Below are 15,634 nucleotides of genomic sequence, written 5' to 3'. Positions count from 1 at the left end.
CTCGGCAAAAAACACGGTCGTTTCTTGCGGGCGCGACGCTATTCCCTGCCGATGTAGCCGCCCGTGCGGGTGTCCACCTTGATCTTGTCACCGGTGTTGATGAAAAGCGGCACAAGGACCGTGATGCCCGTTTCGACCACGGCCGGCTTGGTCGCGCCGCTGACCGTGTCGCCCTTGACCCCGGGCTCGGTGTCCTTGATTTCGAGCACGACCGAGGCCGGCAGGTCCACGTCCAGGGGCGCGCCCTTGTAGAGCAGCATCTTGAGCTCCATGCCGTCCTTGAGGTAGCCGCCTTTCTCGCCGAGCGGCCCCGCGCCCACATGCAGCTGCTCGTAGCTCTCCATGTCCATGAAGACGTATTCCTCGCCCTCGCGGTAGAGGTACTGCATCTCCTTGCTCTCGAGGTCGGGCTTGACCATCTTTTCGCCGGACCGGAACGTGTTTTCCACGACCCGGCCGTTGATCATGTTCTTGAGCTTGGTGCGGATGAACGCCCCGCCCTTGCCCGGCTTGACGTGCAGGAAATCGACGATTTCATAGGGCACGCCGTCCATTTCGATTTTCAGTCCCCGGCGGAAGTCGGTGGTCGAAAGCATTGTCGCTCCTTCACATGAAGTTTGGATTGTCGGTGATGTGCCGCCACAGGGCCAGGACGGCCAGGGCGTATCCGGTGAGTCCGAAACCGGCGATGCAGCCGATGCAGTTTCTGCCGATGATGCTTTTTTGCCTAAGCGGCTCGTCGGTGCGGGCGAAGATATTGGAGATGTGGACCTCGACGCAGGGGATGCCGATCCAGGCCAGGCAGTCGGCCAGGGCCAGGCTCGTATGGGTGTAGGCCCCGGCGTTGAGCACGACGCCGTCGAGGCCGTCCTTCCAGGCCTGTTCCAGCCGGTCGATGCAGTGCCCTTCGCTGTTGGCCTGGTGGAATTGCAGTTCGAGGCTCGCGGCGTCCGGGCCGAGCATCTCGGCCACCATGTCCGGGAGGTCCTCTATGGTGCGGCGCCCGTAGATCTCGGGCTGGCGCACGCCGATGAAGCCGAGGTTGGGGCCGTTTAACACAAGCAGTCTGACCTTGCGCATACTGTCTTCCTTGAAGTCAGGCCCCGGAAGCGCCGGCCTTGACGGCGCGCGCGGAGCCGGTCACAACGCCGCAATGGATACCACGGCGCAACAGAGAACGGAACTGGACCTGGAGCTTCTCACCACGGCCTTTCTGTCGGAGCAACTGCCGGCGCCCGCTGCGCCGCAGATCGCCCTGGCCGGCCGTTCCAATGTCGGCAAATCGACGCTGGTCAACTGCCTGGCCGGCCGCAAGGGCCTGGCCAAGATCAGCGCCACGCCCGGCAAGACCCGCAGCCTCAACTTCTACCAGTCCCGGACCACCGGTTATTGCCTGGTCGATCTGCCGGGCTACGGCTACGCCCGCTGTTCCATGGAGGAGCGGGAGAAATGGGCCAAGCTCATCGAGGCCTACCTGCGCAAGACCGACCGGTTGCGGGCCGTGGCCGCCCTGGTCGATTGCCGCCTGCCGCCCCAGCGCCTGGATTTGGAGCTGGTCGACTGGCTGCGCGACCGGCGCATCCCCCTGATCCTGGTGTTGACCAAGGCCGACAAGTGCAAGCAGCGCGACCGGGAAGCCCGGAAAAAAGAGTGGCGGGAGCTGGCGCGACCCGCCTTCCCGCCGATCCTATTTTCCGGCAAGACCGGCCTTGGCCGGGAAGCGCTGTGCCGGGTCCTGGCCGAAGCCGCCTTCAGTTCCGGGGAGTCTCCTCCCGTTCCTTGAAAAAACCGACGAGGAACTCCGCATCCTTGGGGCCCAAGTTGAAATTCATGGCCGCCTTGTTGATCAGCGCGGGCACGGACTCCCCCGTCAACTCGCGCTGGCTGTCGATCCATTTGACAGCGCGGCGCAACAACTCGCCCTGGGGCATGATGGTGGTCATCGGGCCTCCTTGCTCAAGCGCAAAGCATACACGAGGCCGCGCCCGCTTGCAACTTGCCCGCCTGTGGGATAGCACCGCCGGGACAAACCGTCCCCGGAGAACGCGCCCGTCATGACCGAATCCATCGCCGCCACCGTCCTCGGCCTCGTCGAGGGAGCCACGGAATTCCTGCCCGTTTCCTCCACCGGCCACCTCATCCTGGTCGGCCACCTCATCGGGTTCACCGGCGACAAGGCCGACAGCTTCGACGTCATCATCCAGCTCGGGGCCATCCTGGCTGTGCTCGTCCTGTATTGGAAACGTTTCTGGTGGCTCGTCTCGCCCAAGGCGCTGCACGCCTTTTCGGGATTGCGCGGCATCTGGCTGCTGTTTCTCACCTCGCTGCCGGCGGGGCTGGTCGGCTTTGCCGCGCGCAAGACGATCAAGGCGCACCTGTTCGGCCCGGTGACGGTCGCCCTGGCGCTGGCCATCGGTGCCCTCATGATCTTCTGGGTGGAGTCGCGCAAGAAACGCGACCGTTTCTACACCCTCGACGAAATGACGCCGGGACTGGCGTTCGGCATCGGCTGCTTCCAGTGCCTGGCCCTGTGGCCGGGTTTTTCGCGCTCGGCCGCGACGATCATGGGCGGCATGCTGCTCGGGGCCAAGCGGAGCCTGGCCGCCGAATATTCGTTCATCGCCGCCGTGCCGCTGATGTTTGCGGCCACGCTCTACGACTTCTACAAGAGCGCGGCGCTTTTTTCCGCCGACGACATGGGCATCCTCGGCATCGGTTTCGTGGTCTCGTTCCTCTCGGCCCTGGTCGCGGTCAAGACGTTCATCGTCCTGGTCAAGCGGGTGTCCTTGCGGCCCTTCGCCTGGTACCGGCTGGCGCTGGCCGCGGCGGTTTTCCTGCTCTGGCCCAAGGGGCAACTCTAGACGCACAAAAAAATGCTTGCCAAGAACCCAAGAAACGTCTAAATACGCGTTTCTCCGCCGACGGGGACATCTGGCGAGGTAGCTCAGACGGTTAGAGCATGCGGCTCATATCCGCAGTGTCGGGGGTTCAATTCCCTCCCTCGCTACCAAGAATTCCATGGAAACCGGACGTCAAGTCCGGTTTCTTTTTTTATTTCCGGACGGTTGCAACGTACCTCCCCCCTTCGTCCATCCTGGACAAACCGGCCTGACACGACTATGGTCGCTTGGATGCGACATGTTCCGCTGCCGCTCCGGCGCGCTTTCCCCTGCACGATTTCCGCCCTCGCCCTCGTGGCGGCGCTGGCCTTCGTCCTGGTCGCGGCCACGCCCGGCCTAGCCAGGAAGACCAAGGCCGCGCAGGCGGTCTCCGCTGCCGCCCCGGCCGAATCCGCCGCCGACCTCCTGGTGCGCTCGGGCAAGCAGCCGCACAAGATCCTGCTTGTTGGCGACTCGTTCGCCCAGGGCCTGGGCCTGACCATGCCGCAGTCGCTGGGGCAGAAGTCCCAGGCCGCCCTGGCCAACCGCGGCAAGGTCTCGAGCGGGCTCAATTCGCCGCAGTTCTACGACTGGGAAAAGGCACTGGCGACGTTTCTCGACGCGGAAAAGCCCGACGTCCTGCTGGTCATGCTCGGCGGCAACGACGCCAAAAACGGTCGGGGCACACCGCAGTGGGCCCAGGACTTCTCGGCCAAGGCCAAACGGTTTCTGGACATCGCCGCCGGACACGGCGTGACGGTCTACTGGGTGGGCCTGCCGCCCATGCGCGAAAAGGCTTACAGCCAGCGCGCCTGGACCGCCAACGAGGCCATGCGCACGGCATGCGGCGCGGCCGGGTCCTGCCGTTTCATCGATTCCTGGGACCTGTTCGCCGACGCCTCGGGCCGGTTTTGTCCCAAGAAAACCCTGGCCGGCAAGGCCGTCTCCCTGCGCGGCAAGGACGGCGTCCATTTCACGACCGCCGGCTGCCGCCTGCTGACGGACCGCATCGTCATGGCCATGGCCGATCCCCGCTGATCCCGTCACGACCCGATCCGCATCCACAACCCGCGAGCAAAGCCACGGCCCATGAGCTGGAAAAAAGCCTGTTTCGTATACGTCATCGCCCTGGCCGTCGCCGCCATGGTCAACATCGAAAAAGTTTCGGTGTGGGTGGACGACCATCTGGCCGACGGCCCGGCTCCGGGACTGGCCCGGCAGGTGCGCCTGGCGCGCAACCTCTGGCGCGAATCCGGGCTTGGCCCGGCGTCGCGGTCCCTCGACTGCGCCCTCGCCCCGTATTTCGACGAAACCTACAAGAACTCCCTGGCCTGTCGCGACGAGCCCAATACCGAGGCCGAGATCCAGGCGCTCAAAAACCGCCTGGACCCCAACCAGCCGGTGCTCAAGCCCGACATCCCCGTGGACACCGACGACCTGCTCGCCGCCCTGGCCCCGCCCAAGCCGTCCCAGGCTGCGGAAGACGTGCTCCCGACACCCGACCAGACGCACGCGGCCGCGATTCCCGCCGCTGACCAGGCCGGTCCGGCCCTGGGCCAGGCGAAGCTCACCGGGTCGCGCAAGCTCCTGGTTGTCGGCGATTCGCTGGCTATCGGCCTGTCGCTGTCGCTGCGCCGCAGCATGGCCGAATTCGAAAACGTCCAGCTCATCGAGGAAGGCAAGGTCTCGAGCGGCCTGGCCAATCCCAAGTACTACGACTGGGGCAAGGCCCTGCGCGTGTTCCTGGACAAATACAAGCCCGACGTCGTGGTCATCATGATGGGCGCCAATGACGCCAAGTACATCAACGTCAACGAAAAGCCGCGCCCGCCCGGAAGCACGAACAAGACCTGGCCCGAGGTCTTTTCCATGCGCGTCGAGGATTTCCTGGAGGCGTTGCAGCAACGCGGCATCCGCAACTACTGGATCGGGCTGCCGATCATGGGCGATCCGTCCTATGCCAAGCAGGCCGAGGTCATGAACGACATCGTCAAGACCGAATGCGGGCGGTTTGCCACGAGCCGGTTCCTGGACACCTGGTCGCTGCTGACCGATGCGCAGGGCAACTATTCGACGTTTCTGCCCAACGACAAGGGCGTCAAGATCAAGGTCCGCGCCAACGACAAGGTCCACTTCACGGTCGCCGGCGGCGACATCCTGGCCCAGTCCTTCCTGGCCACCCTGGCCAAGGAAATGGAACTGCGGCCCAAAACCCCGGATACGTCCCATGCCTCTTCCCTGCGCGCCCCGTAACGGGCGCGCCATGCTTGCCGGCCGCTTCCGCCGGGACGGTCCGTCCCGCTCCCGAACAGGCCGTTTCGTCCTGGCCTGCGCGCTGTGCGGCCTGTGCCTGCTCGGGGCCGCCTGCAACGGCGACGGCAACGAAACGCCCCCCCCGCAGCACGCCGACCTCGCGCCCACAGACGTCTTTTCCCGCCGCGCCCCCAAACCGCACCGCACCGCCACGGCGCGAAAGCTCCTGGTTGTCGGCGATTCGTTGTCCATCAGCCTCGGCGAACAGCTCGAACGGGCGCTTACCGGCACACCCGGCCTCGACTTCAGCCGCGACGGCACCAAGTCCACGGGCCTGACCCGCCCCGAACTCCTCGACTGGCCGGCACGCCTGCGCGAGCACATGGCCCGGGAAACCCCGGACATCGTGGTCATCATGCTCGGGGCCAACGACGTCATGCCCGTGGAAGGCCCGGACGGATCACGCATCTATTTCGACAACCCGGCCTGGGTCGAGGCGTATGCGGCCAAGGCCAGGGAACTGGTGGAGATCTGCCGCGCGGCCAACCCGGCCGTGCGCATCTACTGGATCGGCGTGCCGTCCATGGGCGAAGCGTCGCTGGCGGTCGGGGCCAAACAGGTCAACGCGGCCCTGTCCGGCATGTGCGCCGCCACGGGCGGCTGCCGCTTCGTGGACACGCAGGCCCCCTTTTCCGACCCTTCGGGCCGCTTCACCCGCCACGGCCGCGACGCGGCCACCGGCGACGCCGTGCTGTTGCGCACGCCGGACGGCGTGCACATGACCGAAAGCGGCGCGAAGTTGCTTGCCGGCGTGACCCTGGCCGCCGTGGCCGCCGGCGAGAAACTGCCCCCGAGCGCCGGCGCGGACGAACTGCGCGCTTACGCCCGGGACCTGCGCCCCCTGGCCGAGGCAACGCCGGAACCGGCCCGGGAACCGCCCGTCTCCAAGGCCAAACCCAGCCGGAAGACCTATGCGGTAAAAAAAGGCGACACCATCCTCGGCATCGCCCGGAAACTCGGCGTGCCCGCGGCCGACCTGACCGCGGTCAATCCCAGCGTGGACTCGACCCGCCTGTCCCTCGGGCAGGAGCTGCGCATCCCAATCAAGCGAAAACGCTAGCGCGCCTGGGACATCGCGGCCGCCTGCTCCGCGGCGACGGCCCCGGCGAAATGCGTCCGTACGGCGGCGAGCAGCGCTTCATGTTCCACGGGTTTGGCGAGATAGCCGTCCATACCCGCGGCAAGCAGCGCCTCGCGGTCCCCGGCCATGGCATGGGCCGTGAGCGCGATGATGGGAATGCGCGGCCGTCCCTCCCGGGCCGCGGCCTCGCGGATGGTGCGCGCCGCTTCCACGCCGTCGAGCACCGGCATGCCCACATCCATCAGGATGAGGTCCGGCCGGTAGGCCTTGGCCAGCTCCACGGCCTCCCCGCCATCCTTGGCCACGAGCACGCTGTGGCCGTCTTTTTCCAGGATGCGCCGCACGGCCAGGGCGCTGATCGCGTCGTCCTCGGCCACGAGCAGCCGTCGCCCGGCCACGATGGGCACCCCGGACGCCGTGACCTGTGCCGGCCTCGCTTGCTGGCTCTTGCCGTGTACGAGCGGCAGGGCGCACATGCAGTACGTTCCCGCGCCGACCTCGCTCTCCATGGTCACGACCCCGCCCATGAGCCCCACGAGCCGGCGCACGATGGCAAGCCCCAGCCCCGCGCCCTGAAAACGCCGTGAAAAGGAGCGCTCCACCTGGTGGAAGGCCTCGAACACGGCCTCCAATTCCTCGGCCGGGATGCCGACCCCGGTGTCGGCTACGGTGAACAGCACGCTCCCCGCGCCCGAGGCGTCCGTGGGCGCGGCCCAGACCGTAAGGCGCACCCCGCCCTGGCGCGTGAATTTCACGGCGTTGCCGACGAGATTGTAGAGGATCTGCCGCACACGGCCCTCGTCGCCGCAAAGCATTTCCGGAACGCCGGCATCGCCGGCGACATCCCAGGACAGCCCCGCTTCCAGGCAGGCCGGCTCAAAGGCGGCCGTGACCGCGGCCAGCAGGTCGGCGAGCCGAAACGGCTCGTTCTCGAGGTCGAGTTTGCCCGACTCCACCCGCGACAGGTCCAGGATGTCGCTTAAAAGATGCGTCAGGCGGCGACAGGAGACCAGCGAGGCGTCCACGTATTGGCGCTGCTCCGCCGTCAGCGCCGTGGCGACCAGCAGTTGCGTCATGCCGTGAATGCCGTTTAACGGGGTACGCAGTTCGTGGCTCATGTTGGCCAGAAACTCGCTTTTCACCCGGCTGGCCTTTTCCGCCGCCTCCTTGGCCGCAAGCAGCGCGGCCGCGTCGCGACGCCTGGCGACCATGCGCCAGACCGTGTCCATGAGCAGCGCGGCGAAATGAATGTCCGATTCGCCGTACGGCTCGGGCTTGCCGACCAGGACCAACAGCGCGGCCACCGCATCCCCGGCCACGGCAGGCACGCACAAGGCCTGGCCGGCTGTTCCGCCCTCACCTGCTCCCGGCACGATCACGGGACGGCGCAGGCGCACCGCTTCCAGCCATTGCCCCAGCGCTTCCAGATCCTGGGGCCCGCCTTCCCAAAGTCCCCGGCAGGCCGCCTCGCCGCACGAGGCGGCGAGCTGCAGCCCGCCGTCCGTCTCGCCGCGCACGAACAGGCAGCCGTAACGGCTTTCGGTCAAAAGCCCGGCTTGCGCCGCGACATGGGCGAACAGGGCATCGAGGGAAGCCGCCTCCATCTGCGTCACCGCGAAAAGGCTCTTCATCCGGGCTTCGCTGGCGCGCACCTGCTCCTCTTTGCGCCTGCGGTCCGTGACGTCGCGGAAAAACACCAGAGCGCCATCGTCTCCGTCCCAATCCACCGGCACGGCCGCCACATCGGCGATGAATTGCCCCCCGTCCAGGCGCAGCATGGTATGCTCGCTCATGGGCACCGCAAGCCGGTCCTCGTTGAGACGACGGATGCGGGCCAGGACCTTGTCGCGGTACGCCGGCGCGACCCGTTCCAGCACGGGCGTGCCGAGCAACCCGCCAGGAACCGGCACGCCGAAGAGTTCTCGCGCCCCGGGATTAACGTAGGCGAAGACGCCCCGCGTCTGCACGAAGATGCCGAACGGGGCGTTTTCCACCAACAGGCGGAAACGCTTTTCGCTTGCGACCAAGCGACGGAGCGCCTCCTGGCGGTCGGTGACGTCCATGACGATGGAATAGAGCAGGATGCGGTCGTCAAGCCGGATCGGGCCGGAATAGACGTTCACGTCGCGCATGCGGCCGTCGGCGAGCCTGTGCCGGAACTCGAAGGTGCGTTTGCGGCCACTTTGGGCTTCCGCCATGGCCGCGCGGACCTCATGGGCCGGCCTCGTGTTGATGTCCGCCATGCGCCGTTGCCTGATCTCCTCGCGCGTCCAGCCGTAGTAGGCGCAGGCCGAAGGGTTGGCGTCAGCGATGGCTCCCGTTTCGGGATCGATCAACAGCATGGCGGCATGGTTGTTCTCGAAAAGGCTCTGATAGCGCGATTCGCTCTCGACAAGGCGGGAAAGCAGGCGGTTGCGCGTCAGGCGGCGTACCAGCAACAGTCCCAACGCGACCGTAAGCGGCGGATACAGGGCGAGCATCGGCAGGGCCACCATTTCCAGCGTTTCGCGGGCGACGGGAAACGGCAACAGGAAGGTGCAGGCCAGCACGAAGACGTGGAGCACGACGCCGAACGCCAGGAGATTCCACGGGGTAAGCCCGGCCAGCTCCCTGACGCCCCAACGCCTCCAGGCCAGGCCGCAACAACCGGAAACGACCGTCGTGGCCAGGCCCATGTACACCCCGAGGCCGCCCTGGACCAGGCGCAGCGACGCGGCCATGACCATGGCCACGACCGTGGGCAGGACACCGAAGAAAAGGCCGGCCACGCCGAGGAGAATGGATCGGGTATCGAAGAACAGGCCCGCCCGCAGCTCCCAGGGGTTGAGCATCACGGCCATGGCCATGCCGCCGAGGCACAGTCCGGCCAGGACGCGCTTTCGCCAGGAAGGGTGACCGATTTCCGCCCGCGTGAAGGAATCGTAGAGAAACGCCAGAGCGAGGAGCAGGGCGGCGTTGTTGACCAGTCCTAAAAACACGGTTTTGGAAATCGGCTCCATGACGCTGTCCGTCCTCTGTCGCCGCCCGAGACAATCCGGGAGAAAGGGTTGCTCTACGCAAGGCCACACCGCCAGTCTGACAGAATCTACCAGCGTATCCCGAAAAACAAAAGCCGAAGTCCGTTTTTTTGCCGCTGGCAAAAAAAACGCGGACGCGGCCACGCCCGGGGACGCACGGCGCGACAGCCGTTGCTGCCTCAGTCCTCTCCGTACTTCTTGAGCTTTTTATGGAGGGTCGCCCGTGTGATGCCAAGCACCCGGGCGGCCTCGCTCTTGTTGCCGCCGCAGGAATCGAGCGTTGCCAGGATGACCTCGCGCTCGACGTCGTCGAGCGGCCGCCCGGTCAGCCCCCCGCTGCCCCCTTCCACCTGGGTCGCCAGGGCCGGAGTCGCAGGCCGCGGGTCGCACAGGGGCAGTTCGCGCTCGGTGACGTATTCGCCGACGGAGAGGATCACGGCACGTTCCACGGCGTTTTCCAGCTCGCGGACGTTGCCCGGCCAGGCGCAACGGACCAGATGGTCCATGGCCGCCGGCGTGAACCCCTTGATGCGCTTACGGTTTTTCTCGGCGAAACGGCCGAGGAAAAACTGGGCCAGAAGCGGGATGTCCTCGGCGCGCTCGCGAAGGGGCGGCACCGGCACGGAAACGACGTTGAGCCGGTAATAGAGATCCTCGCGAAAGCGCCCGGCCGCGACCTCTTTTTTGAGGTCGCGGTTGGTGGCGGCCAGGATGCGCACGTCCACACCGATGGGCTTGTCGCCGCCCACACGCTGGATCTCGCGCTCCTGGATGACGCGCAGGAGCTTGGCCTGGATGGGCTGGGCGATCTCGCCGATCTCGTCAAGGAAGATGGAACCTTTGTCCGCGGCCATGAACCGGCCTTCGCGGCGGCGTTCGGCCCCGGTGAAGGCCCCTTTCTCGTGGCCGAAAAGCTCCGATTCGAGCAGGGTTTCGCTGAGCGCCGCGCAGTTGACGGCAACCAGCGGCCCGGACGATCGGGCGCTGCCGGAGTGGATGGCCCGGGCGACGAGCTCCTTGCCTGTGCCGGATTCGCCGGTGATGAGCACCGTGGCCTCGGTGGGGGCGACCATGCCGATGAGCGTGAAAAGCTCGCGCATGGCCCGGCTCGTGCCGATGATTTCCGGTCCGGGCGGCGCGTCGGCCAGCTTGCGCCGCAGCGTCTCGTTTTCGGCGGCAAGGCGCATGTGGTCGAGCGCCCGCTCCAGGGTCAGGCGCAGCACGTCGAGGTCGAGCGGCTTGGTCAGGTAGTCGTAGGCCCCGGTCTTGAGCGCCGCCACGGCCGTTTCCACCGAGGAATACGCCGTCATGATGATGACCGGCATGGCCGGGTTGAAGGCGCTCATGCGCGAAAGCGCCTCCATGCCGCCCATGCCGGCCATGCGCACGTCAAGCAGCACCGCGTCGTAGGCCTTGGCGCGCACCATCTCCACGGCGCTTTCGCCGTCGGTCGCGCCCTCCGGGGCATAGCCCCAGCCGGACAGCACGGTGCGCAGCATGGACAGGTGTCCGGCATCGTCGTCAACCACGAGTATTTTCGCCAGCATCCTCGTCTCCGTTTGCCGTGTCCCCGCCCGCGACGGGAAGCAGTATCGTGGCCAGGGTGCCGCCCTCGGGCCGCGCCGCCAGCACGATCTCCCCGCCGTGGGCCACGACGATCTTGTGGGCGATGGGCAGCCCGAGCCCGGTGCCGTGGGCCTTGGTGGTGTAATAGGGATCGAAGATCCGGTCCCGGTCGGCCGCGGCGATGCCGCCGCCTTCGTCGGCCACGGACACGTAGGCCCGGCCGTCCGGGGCCGTGCCCGTGGCCAGCCGCATGACGCCGCCCGTGCCCATGGCTTGGATGGCATTGAGGCACAAATTGAGCAAGGCCTGGGAAAGCCTGTCCGGGTCGGCCACGATTTCGGGGCCGTCGCCGACGCCGCCCAGGTCCACGGACACGCCGCGCGCCACGGCGTCGGGGCGCGTCAGGCGCGCGGCGTGGGCGGCGAGGTCGGACAGGCGCACGGGACGGCGCACGATGTCCGAAGGCCGCGCGAATTCGATCAGTTCCGAAATGACGCGGTTTAAGCGGTCCACCTCGCGCACCATGACCTCGGCGGCCTGCCTGTCCTCGCTGCCCGGAGCGAACTTGCCCCCGAAGTACGCCGCATAGCCACGGATGGAGCTCAGGGGATTGCGGATCTCGTGGGCCACGCCAGCGGCGAGGTGGCCCACGGCGGCGAGCTTTTCGCGCCGCCGCACCTCGGCTTCCAGACGCCTGACCTCGCGCAGGTCGCGCAGCACCACGAGCGCGCCGATGGTCGTGCCCTCTTCCGTGGCGACCGAGGAAACCGAGACGCCAAGGGGCGCGGTCGCGCCCTCGCCCAGGCGCATGTCCATCTCGCGTTCGCCGCCGTCGATGGCGGCGAGCACCCCGGGCGGCAACACGTCGTGGACGGGACGGCCGGTAAGCTCCCCGGGCGAGACGCCGGCCAGGGCCTCGGCCGCGCCGTTGGCCATGGCCACCTTGCCGTCCGGCGACACGAGCAGGAGCCCCGCCGGCATGGCCGCCACCACTTCCGAGGCCAGCGCCGTGGTGTGTCGCAACGCCCTGCGTTGTGCCCGGTAGCTCTGCGCCCAGAAAAGTGCCAGCACGCCGCCAAGCCCAAGCGCCAGCAGCACCGCCGCCGTGATGAGCGTATTCTGCAGGTCCGCCCGTCGTGCGGCCTCGATGGGGGCCACGTCGAGGCCGACGAAGATGTCGAGGGGCACGCCGCGCAGGTCGCGCCGGCCGCCCGGTTCATCGCAATCATCGGTGCAGAAAAAGGCTTTGCCGCGCTGCTGCCCGTGGGGAAACATCATGCCCATGCCGTGGGGACCGCGGCCGCCGGGCGAAGGCACGAAACGGCGGTAGACCAGGAAAGATTGCCGCTTGTCGTCCTCCTCCCGGGCCAGACGCCATTTTTCCGTGCTCCCGGGAGCAAGCTGCGCCATGACTTTGGGCGGGAAGAGCTCCTGCCCGATGCGCGCGGCGTCGTTGTGGGCCACGATCTTGCCATCGGCGTCGGTCACGGCGATGTAGAAGATGCCCGGCTGGTCGGCCATTTCCTCGAGCAGGTGCTGCAGGCGCACCTCCGCGCCGAAGCCGCCGCGCATGCCGGTGCGCGCGCCGGCCTCGAAGGACTTGATCAGCGCCGCGCCTTTTTCCAGCAAAAGCTGGGTCATGTACTGCTTTTCCCGGCCCAGGTCGATGACGGCCATGGCCACAACCACCGCCGCCAGGATCGCGGCCGCGCCGATGACCACGAGCGGCGACGACGCCCCGCCAAAGGGATTTTTCTTGCGAAAGGCCCACATGTCGTTTTCCGTTGGGATGCGACAGCCTGTATTTTTTCCATACAGTCCGTCTTATTTTCATACGGCCAAAGCACCGCACTGTCCAGAAACGCGACGCCCGCCGTGCCTGCGCCCTGTCCGGCAGGCGGTCGCAAGCGCCTTTGCATGGCCCATTCCATCCGTCTTCCGCCCAGCCGCGCAACGCGATCGCGGCAGGACGCCAAAGCGTCCCTTGACGTTGGCATGTGGGTTGCTATCTCCCTGCGACAAATTCATACTTTTAAAGTCACAATTAGTCGCCGCAGCCGCACGGTCCCCGAACTGACGGAAAGCAACCTTCAAACCGTAAAGGAATCCGCACCATGCCCCGATCTTCCAAACGTCCCTGGTCCGGCGTCGCCGCCCTGGCCCTTTTCCTCGCCCTGGCCGCGGTGTGCGGCCTGCCCGCCCCGGCATCCGCCCTGTTCGGGATGTTTTCCGACACCAAAACCCTTTCGCCCCAGGGCGACGCCGTGGCCATTCCCCTGGCCGACGTGTCCGACGGCAAGGCGCATTTCTACGTGGTCAGCGCCGGCGGCAAGGAGATCAAGTTCTTCGCGGTCAAAAGCCCCGACGGCAAGGTGCGCACGGCTTTCGACGCCTGCGACGTCTGCTTCCCCGAGAAAAAGGGCTACCGCCAGGACGGTGAATTCATGGTCTGCGTCAACTGCGGCCGCCGCTTCCACGTAAGCAAGATCGGCGAGGTCCACGGCGGCTGCAACCCGGCTCCGCTGGCGGCGGAGGCCACGGGCGACACGATTCGCGTGCCCATGGCGGCCCTGAACGCCGGCGCGCGCTTTTTCTAGGCCACTGCCCTCCGCAACCGCCCGAGCAAGGAGCCCTGCTTGAACATCCTGACCATTCCCCTGCGCAACCTGCGGCGCAAACTCCTGCGCACGCTGCTGATGGTCGCGGTCTTCTCCATCGGCGTGGCCTCGGTGACCGCCCTGCTCGAACTCTCCAAGGCCGTGGGCGAAAGCCTGGAGGAAAAGCTCGCCGCCTACGGGGCCAACATCCTGGTCGCGCCCCGCGCCGAAACCCTGTCCGTGAGCTACGGCGGCATGGCGCTCGGCGACGTGTCCGTGGACATCCGCTCCCTGGCCGAGGACACGACGCTTGCGGCCATAACCGGCATCCACCACCAGGACCGCTTAAGCGCCGTGGCCCCGAAATTCGCCCTGCTGACCAAGGTGCGCGACACCCCGGTCGGCGTGATCGGCGTGGATTTCGACCAGGAACTGCGCATCAAAAGCTACTGGCATGCCGCGAGCGGCGAGCTGACGCCGGGCGACGGGCAGGTGCTCGCCGGCGCGGAAGCGGCCGCGCGCCTGCGCCTTGTTCCCGGCGCGCAGGTGGACGTCTCGGGTACGCCTTTCACCGTGGCCGGCGTGCTCGGCCCCACGGGCTCGGGCGACGACGCCATGCTCTTTGCCGACCTGCACGCCCTGCAACGCGCGGCCGGCCAGGAAAACCGGGTGCATTTCGTGGAAGTGGCCGCGCTGTGCTCGGGCTGCCCCATCGATGAGATCACGGCACAGCTTGCCGCCGCCCTGCCCGGCACCGACGTCAAGGCCATGGGGCAGGTGGTCAAAAGCCGCATGATGACCGTGGATTTCGTCAAACGCCTGGCCCTGGCCGTCTCCGGCGTCATCCTGCTCACGGCCTGCGTCATGATCGGGCTGTCGGTCTTTTCCTCGGTCAACGAACGCAAAAACGAGATCGGCCTGCTGCGTGCCCTGGGCTACTCCAAGTCCGCCATCTTCACGCTCATGAGCCTCGAAGGTATCAGCCTCGGCCTGCTGGCGGCGGTGTTCGGCCAGGTCATAGGTTATTTCGGGAGCTTCAAACTCATGGCTCTGCTCGACCTCGGCGCGGCCGCGCCCGTGTTCCTCCCGGCCCAGTTCGCGGCCGTGTTCGCGGCCGTGGCCCTGCTCTCGGCCCTGGCCTCGCTGCCGCCGGCGCTTTCCGCCGCGCGCATCGAACCCTCCCAGGCCCTGGTCATGTTGTAGTGGGACGAGAGGTGGAGAGGTGGAGGGGTGGAGAGAGGGAGTGGGAGGGGGATGAAGAAATGCCTCCGGCGGCCAGAAGGGGCCGGGGGCCCCTCCTGGACCACCCCTTCTAGGGAGGAAAGGGTGTCTTTTTCCAATTGGACTGAACAAAACAAAATAGAGAGAGGAAGGATATTGTGATGCTGACCGCTGACGACGTCGTCAAAAGCTACGCCGCCAAGGATGCGGCCGCGCCCGTGCTGCGCGGCGTATCGCTGGCCATCGAACCCGGGCAGTTCGTGTGCGTCGTGGGCCGTTCGGGCTCGGGCAAGTCCACCCTGCTCAACATCCTCTCCAGCCTGCTCTCCCCGGACGCCGGCAGCGTGCGCTACCAGGGCCGCGACCTGGCCGCCATGAGCGAGGCCGAGCGCAACCGGCTGCGTGCCACGGATTTCTCCATGGTCTTTCAGATGCACCACCTGCTGCCCTACCTGACGGCCCGGGAAAACGTGCTGACGCCCTTCCTTTCCGGCCTGCGCCCGGTCTCCGCCGCACGGCGCAAACGCGCCATGGAATGCCTGGACAGGATGGGGCTTGCGGACATGGCCCAGCGCCTGCCCGGCGCACTCTCCGGCGGCGAGCGCCAGCGCGTGGCCATCGCCCGGGCGCTCGTCACCGAACCGCGCATCGTCTTCGCCGACGAACCCACGGGCAGCCTGGACGGCGACACCGGCAGGCAGATCATGGACATTCTCACGGGGCTCAACGCCGAGGGGCTAACCGTGGTCATGGTCACCCACGAACCCGCCTATGCGGCCATGGCTTCCCGGGTCATCACCATGCGCGACGGGCACATCCTGGCCGCCGCTTGACGGAAAACGCCGTTTTGGCGGAGAGGTCGCGGCATTGCCGCGGCAAATTGACAAAAGCCCTTGCGCCCCTTTAGAAACCCTCGATAACGGTATGGAAAACGTCTGGTGCATGACTTGAGGGGAGTGA

At 66.9% G+C, this 15,634-nt stretch carries 14 protein-coding genes and 1 tRNA gene; 9 read left to right on the top strand and 6 right to left on the bottom strand.

The annotated features are described in order from the left end of the window. Positions 1-38: 38 nt before the first annotated feature. The gene (gene efp, locus Q368_RS0108165) at positions 39-596 is read right to left on the bottom strand and encodes an elongation factor P (RefSeq protein ID WP_029458437.1); all 558 of its coding nucleotides are present in this window, start codon (positions 594-596) and stop codon (positions 39-41) included. A 10-nt stretch (positions 597-606) separates the two neighbouring features. Next, the gene (locus Q368_RS0108160) at positions 607-1,080 is read right to left on the bottom strand and encodes a type II 3-dehydroquinate dehydratase (RefSeq protein WP_029458438.1); all 474 of its coding nucleotides are present in this window, start codon (positions 1,078-1,080) and stop codon (positions 607-609) included. Positions 1,081-1,153: 73 nt separating this feature from the next. Here Q368_RS0108160 and yihA point away from each other — a divergent pair, with 73 nt between their 5' ends. Then, positions 1,154-1,783 carry a ribosome biogenesis GTP-binding protein YihA/YsxC gene (gene yihA / locus Q368_RS0108155; protein WP_029458439.1) on the top strand — a complete coding sequence of 210 codons (630 nt, stop codon included), beginning with the start codon at positions 1,154-1,156 and terminating at the stop codon, positions 1,781-1,783. Here yihA and Q368_RS0108150 read toward each other — a convergent pair. After that, positions 1,752-1,943: a hypothetical protein gene (locus Q368_RS0108150; protein ID WP_029458440.1), complete on the bottom strand. Its 192-nt coding sequence runs from the start codon at positions 1,941-1,943 to the stop codon at positions 1,752-1,754. The genes yihA and Q368_RS0108150 overlap by 32 nt on opposite strands. 111 nt (positions 1,944-2,054) lie before the next feature. On the opposite strand from Q368_RS0108150, the gene Q368_RS0108145 reads away from it, so the two are divergent. The 5 genes from Q368_RS0108145 to Q368_RS0108125 all read left to right on the top strand — a co-directional run bounded on the left by Q368_RS0108145 (position 2,055) and on the right by Q368_RS0108125 (position 6,252). Next, a complete protein-coding gene (locus tag Q368_RS0108145) occupies positions 2,055-2,861 on the top strand; it encodes an undecaprenyl-diphosphate phosphatase (RefSeq protein WP_029458441.1) in 807 nt (268 codons plus the stop codon). A 72-nt stretch (positions 2,862-2,933) separates the two neighbouring features. Further along, positions 2,934-3,010: transfer RNA gene (locus Q368_RS0108140), tRNA-Met, on the top strand. Positions 3,011-3,131: 121 nt separating this feature from the next. Beyond that, positions 3,132-3,917: an SGNH/GDSL hydrolase family protein gene (locus Q368_RS0108135; RefSeq protein ID WP_043785319.1), complete on the top strand. Its 786-nt coding sequence runs from the start codon at positions 3,132-3,134 to the stop codon at positions 3,915-3,917. Between the two features lie 51 nt (positions 3,918-3,968). Continuing rightward, positions 3,969-5,132 (top strand): SGNH/GDSL hydrolase family protein, encoded by a 1,164-nt coding sequence (locus Q368_RS0108130; RefSeq protein ID WP_029458443.1) that lies wholly within the window; start codon positions 3,969-3,971, stop codon positions 5,130-5,132. Continuing rightward, positions 5,107-6,252, top strand: coding sequence for a DUF459 domain-containing protein (locus tag Q368_RS0108125; RefSeq protein WP_029458444.1), 1,146 nt, complete (start codon positions 5,107-5,109; stop codon positions 6,250-6,252). Before Q368_RS0108130 ends, Q368_RS0108125 begins: the two co-directional genes overlap by 26 nt. On the opposite strand, the gene Q368_RS0108120 is transcribed toward Q368_RS0108125, so the two are convergent. From Q368_RS0108120 to Q368_RS0108110, 3 genes are all read right to left on the bottom strand, one after another. Further along, positions 6,249-9,272 carry a PAS domain S-box protein gene (locus Q368_RS0108120; RefSeq protein WP_084158705.1) on the bottom strand — a complete coding sequence of 1,008 codons (3,024 nt, stop codon included), beginning with the start codon at positions 9,270-9,272 and terminating at the stop codon, positions 6,249-6,251. The genes Q368_RS0108125 and Q368_RS0108120 overlap by 4 nt on opposite strands. 197 nt (positions 9,273-9,469) lie before the next feature. Beyond that, positions 9,470-10,837 (bottom strand): sigma-54-dependent transcriptional regulator, encoded by a 1,368-nt coding sequence (locus Q368_RS0108115; protein WP_029458447.1) that lies wholly within the window; start codon positions 10,835-10,837, stop codon positions 9,470-9,472. After that, positions 10,812-12,629, bottom strand: coding sequence for an ATP-binding protein (locus Q368_RS0108110; RefSeq protein WP_029458449.1), 1,818 nt, complete (start codon positions 12,627-12,629; stop codon positions 10,812-10,814). The genes Q368_RS0108115 and Q368_RS0108110 overlap by 26 nt, the downstream gene beginning before the upstream one ends. A 341-nt stretch (positions 12,630-12,970) precedes the next feature. Here Q368_RS0108110 and Q368_RS0108105 point away from each other — a divergent pair, with 341 nt between their 5' ends. The 3 genes from Q368_RS0108105 (at position 12,971) to Q368_RS0108095 (ending at position 15,507) form a co-directional block, all read left to right on the top strand. Beyond that, positions 12,971-13,453, top strand: a complete 483-nt coding sequence (locus tag Q368_RS0108105) for a DUF2318 domain-containing protein (protein ID WP_029458451.1) — start codon at positions 12,971-12,973, stop codon at positions 13,451-13,453. Between the two features lie 39 nt (positions 13,454-13,492). Further along, positions 13,493-14,656: an ABC transporter permease gene (locus Q368_RS0108100; RefSeq protein WP_029458453.1), complete on the top strand. Its 1,164-nt coding sequence runs from the start codon at positions 13,493-13,495 to the stop codon at positions 14,654-14,656. A gap of 179 nt (positions 14,657-14,835) precedes the next feature. Next, on the top strand, positions 14,836-15,507 hold the full coding sequence (locus Q368_RS0108095) for an ABC transporter ATP-binding protein (RefSeq protein WP_029458455.1): 672 nt from the start codon (positions 14,836-14,838) through the stop codon (positions 15,505-15,507). Positions 15,508-15,634 lie beyond the last annotated feature (127 nt).

This window comes from Solidesulfovibrio alcoholivorans DSM 5433, from assembly GCF_000702665.1.
Taxonomy (GTDB): Bacteria; Desulfobacterota; Desulfovibrionia; order Desulfovibrionales; family Desulfovibrionaceae; genus Solidesulfovibrio; species Solidesulfovibrio alcoholivorans.
Note: the sequence above shows the minus strand (reverse complement) of the source record. Positions and strands in the feature narration are given on the sequence as shown.

Bases quoted from the DNA above. Each gene is read 5' to 3' on its own strand.
- efp (WP_029458437.1), bottom strand. From the start codon at position 596: ATGCTTTCGACCACCGACTTCCGCCGGGGACTGAAAATCGAAATGGAC.
- Q368_RS0108160 (WP_029458438.1), bottom strand. From the start codon at position 1,080: ATGCGCAAGGTCAGACTGCTTGTGTTAAACGGCCCCAACCTCGGCTTC.
- yihA (WP_029458439.1), top strand. From the start codon at position 1,154: ATGGATACCACGGCGCAACAGAGAACGGAACTGGACCTGGAGCTTCTC.
- Q368_RS0108150 (WP_029458440.1), bottom strand. From the start codon at position 1,943: ATGACCACCATCATGCCCCAGGGCGAGTTGTTGCGCCGCGCTGTCAAA.
- Q368_RS0108145 (WP_029458441.1), top strand. From the start codon at position 2,055: ATGACCGAATCCATCGCCGCCACCGTCCTCGGCCTCGTCGAGGGAGCC.
- Q368_RS0108135 (WP_043785319.1), top strand. From the start codon at position 3,132: ATGCGACATGTTCCGCTGCCGCTCCGGCGCGCTTTCCCCTGCACGATT.
- Q368_RS0108130 (WP_029458443.1), top strand. From the start codon at position 3,969: ATGAGCTGGAAAAAAGCCTGTTTCGTATACGTCATCGCCCTGGCCGTC.
- Q368_RS0108125 (WP_029458444.1), top strand. From the start codon at position 5,107: ATGCCTCTTCCCTGCGCGCCCCGTAACGGGCGCGCCATGCTTGCCGGC.
- Q368_RS0108120 (WP_084158705.1), bottom strand. From the start codon at position 9,272: ATGGAGCCGATTTCCAAAACCGTGTTTTTAGGACTGGTCAACAACGCC.
- Q368_RS0108115 (WP_029458447.1), bottom strand. From the start codon at position 10,837: ATGCTGGCGAAAATACTCGTGGTTGACGACGATGCCGGACACCTGTCC.
- Q368_RS0108110 (WP_029458449.1), bottom strand. From the start codon at position 12,629: ATGTGGGCCTTTCGCAAGAAAAATCCCTTTGGCGGGGCGTCGTCGCCG.
- Q368_RS0108105 (WP_029458451.1), top strand. From the start codon at position 12,971: ATGCCCCGATCTTCCAAACGTCCCTGGTCCGGCGTCGCCGCCCTGGCC.
- Q368_RS0108095 (WP_029458455.1), top strand. From the start codon at position 14,836: ATGCTGACCGCTGACGACGTCGTCAAAAGCTACGCCGCCAAGGATGCG.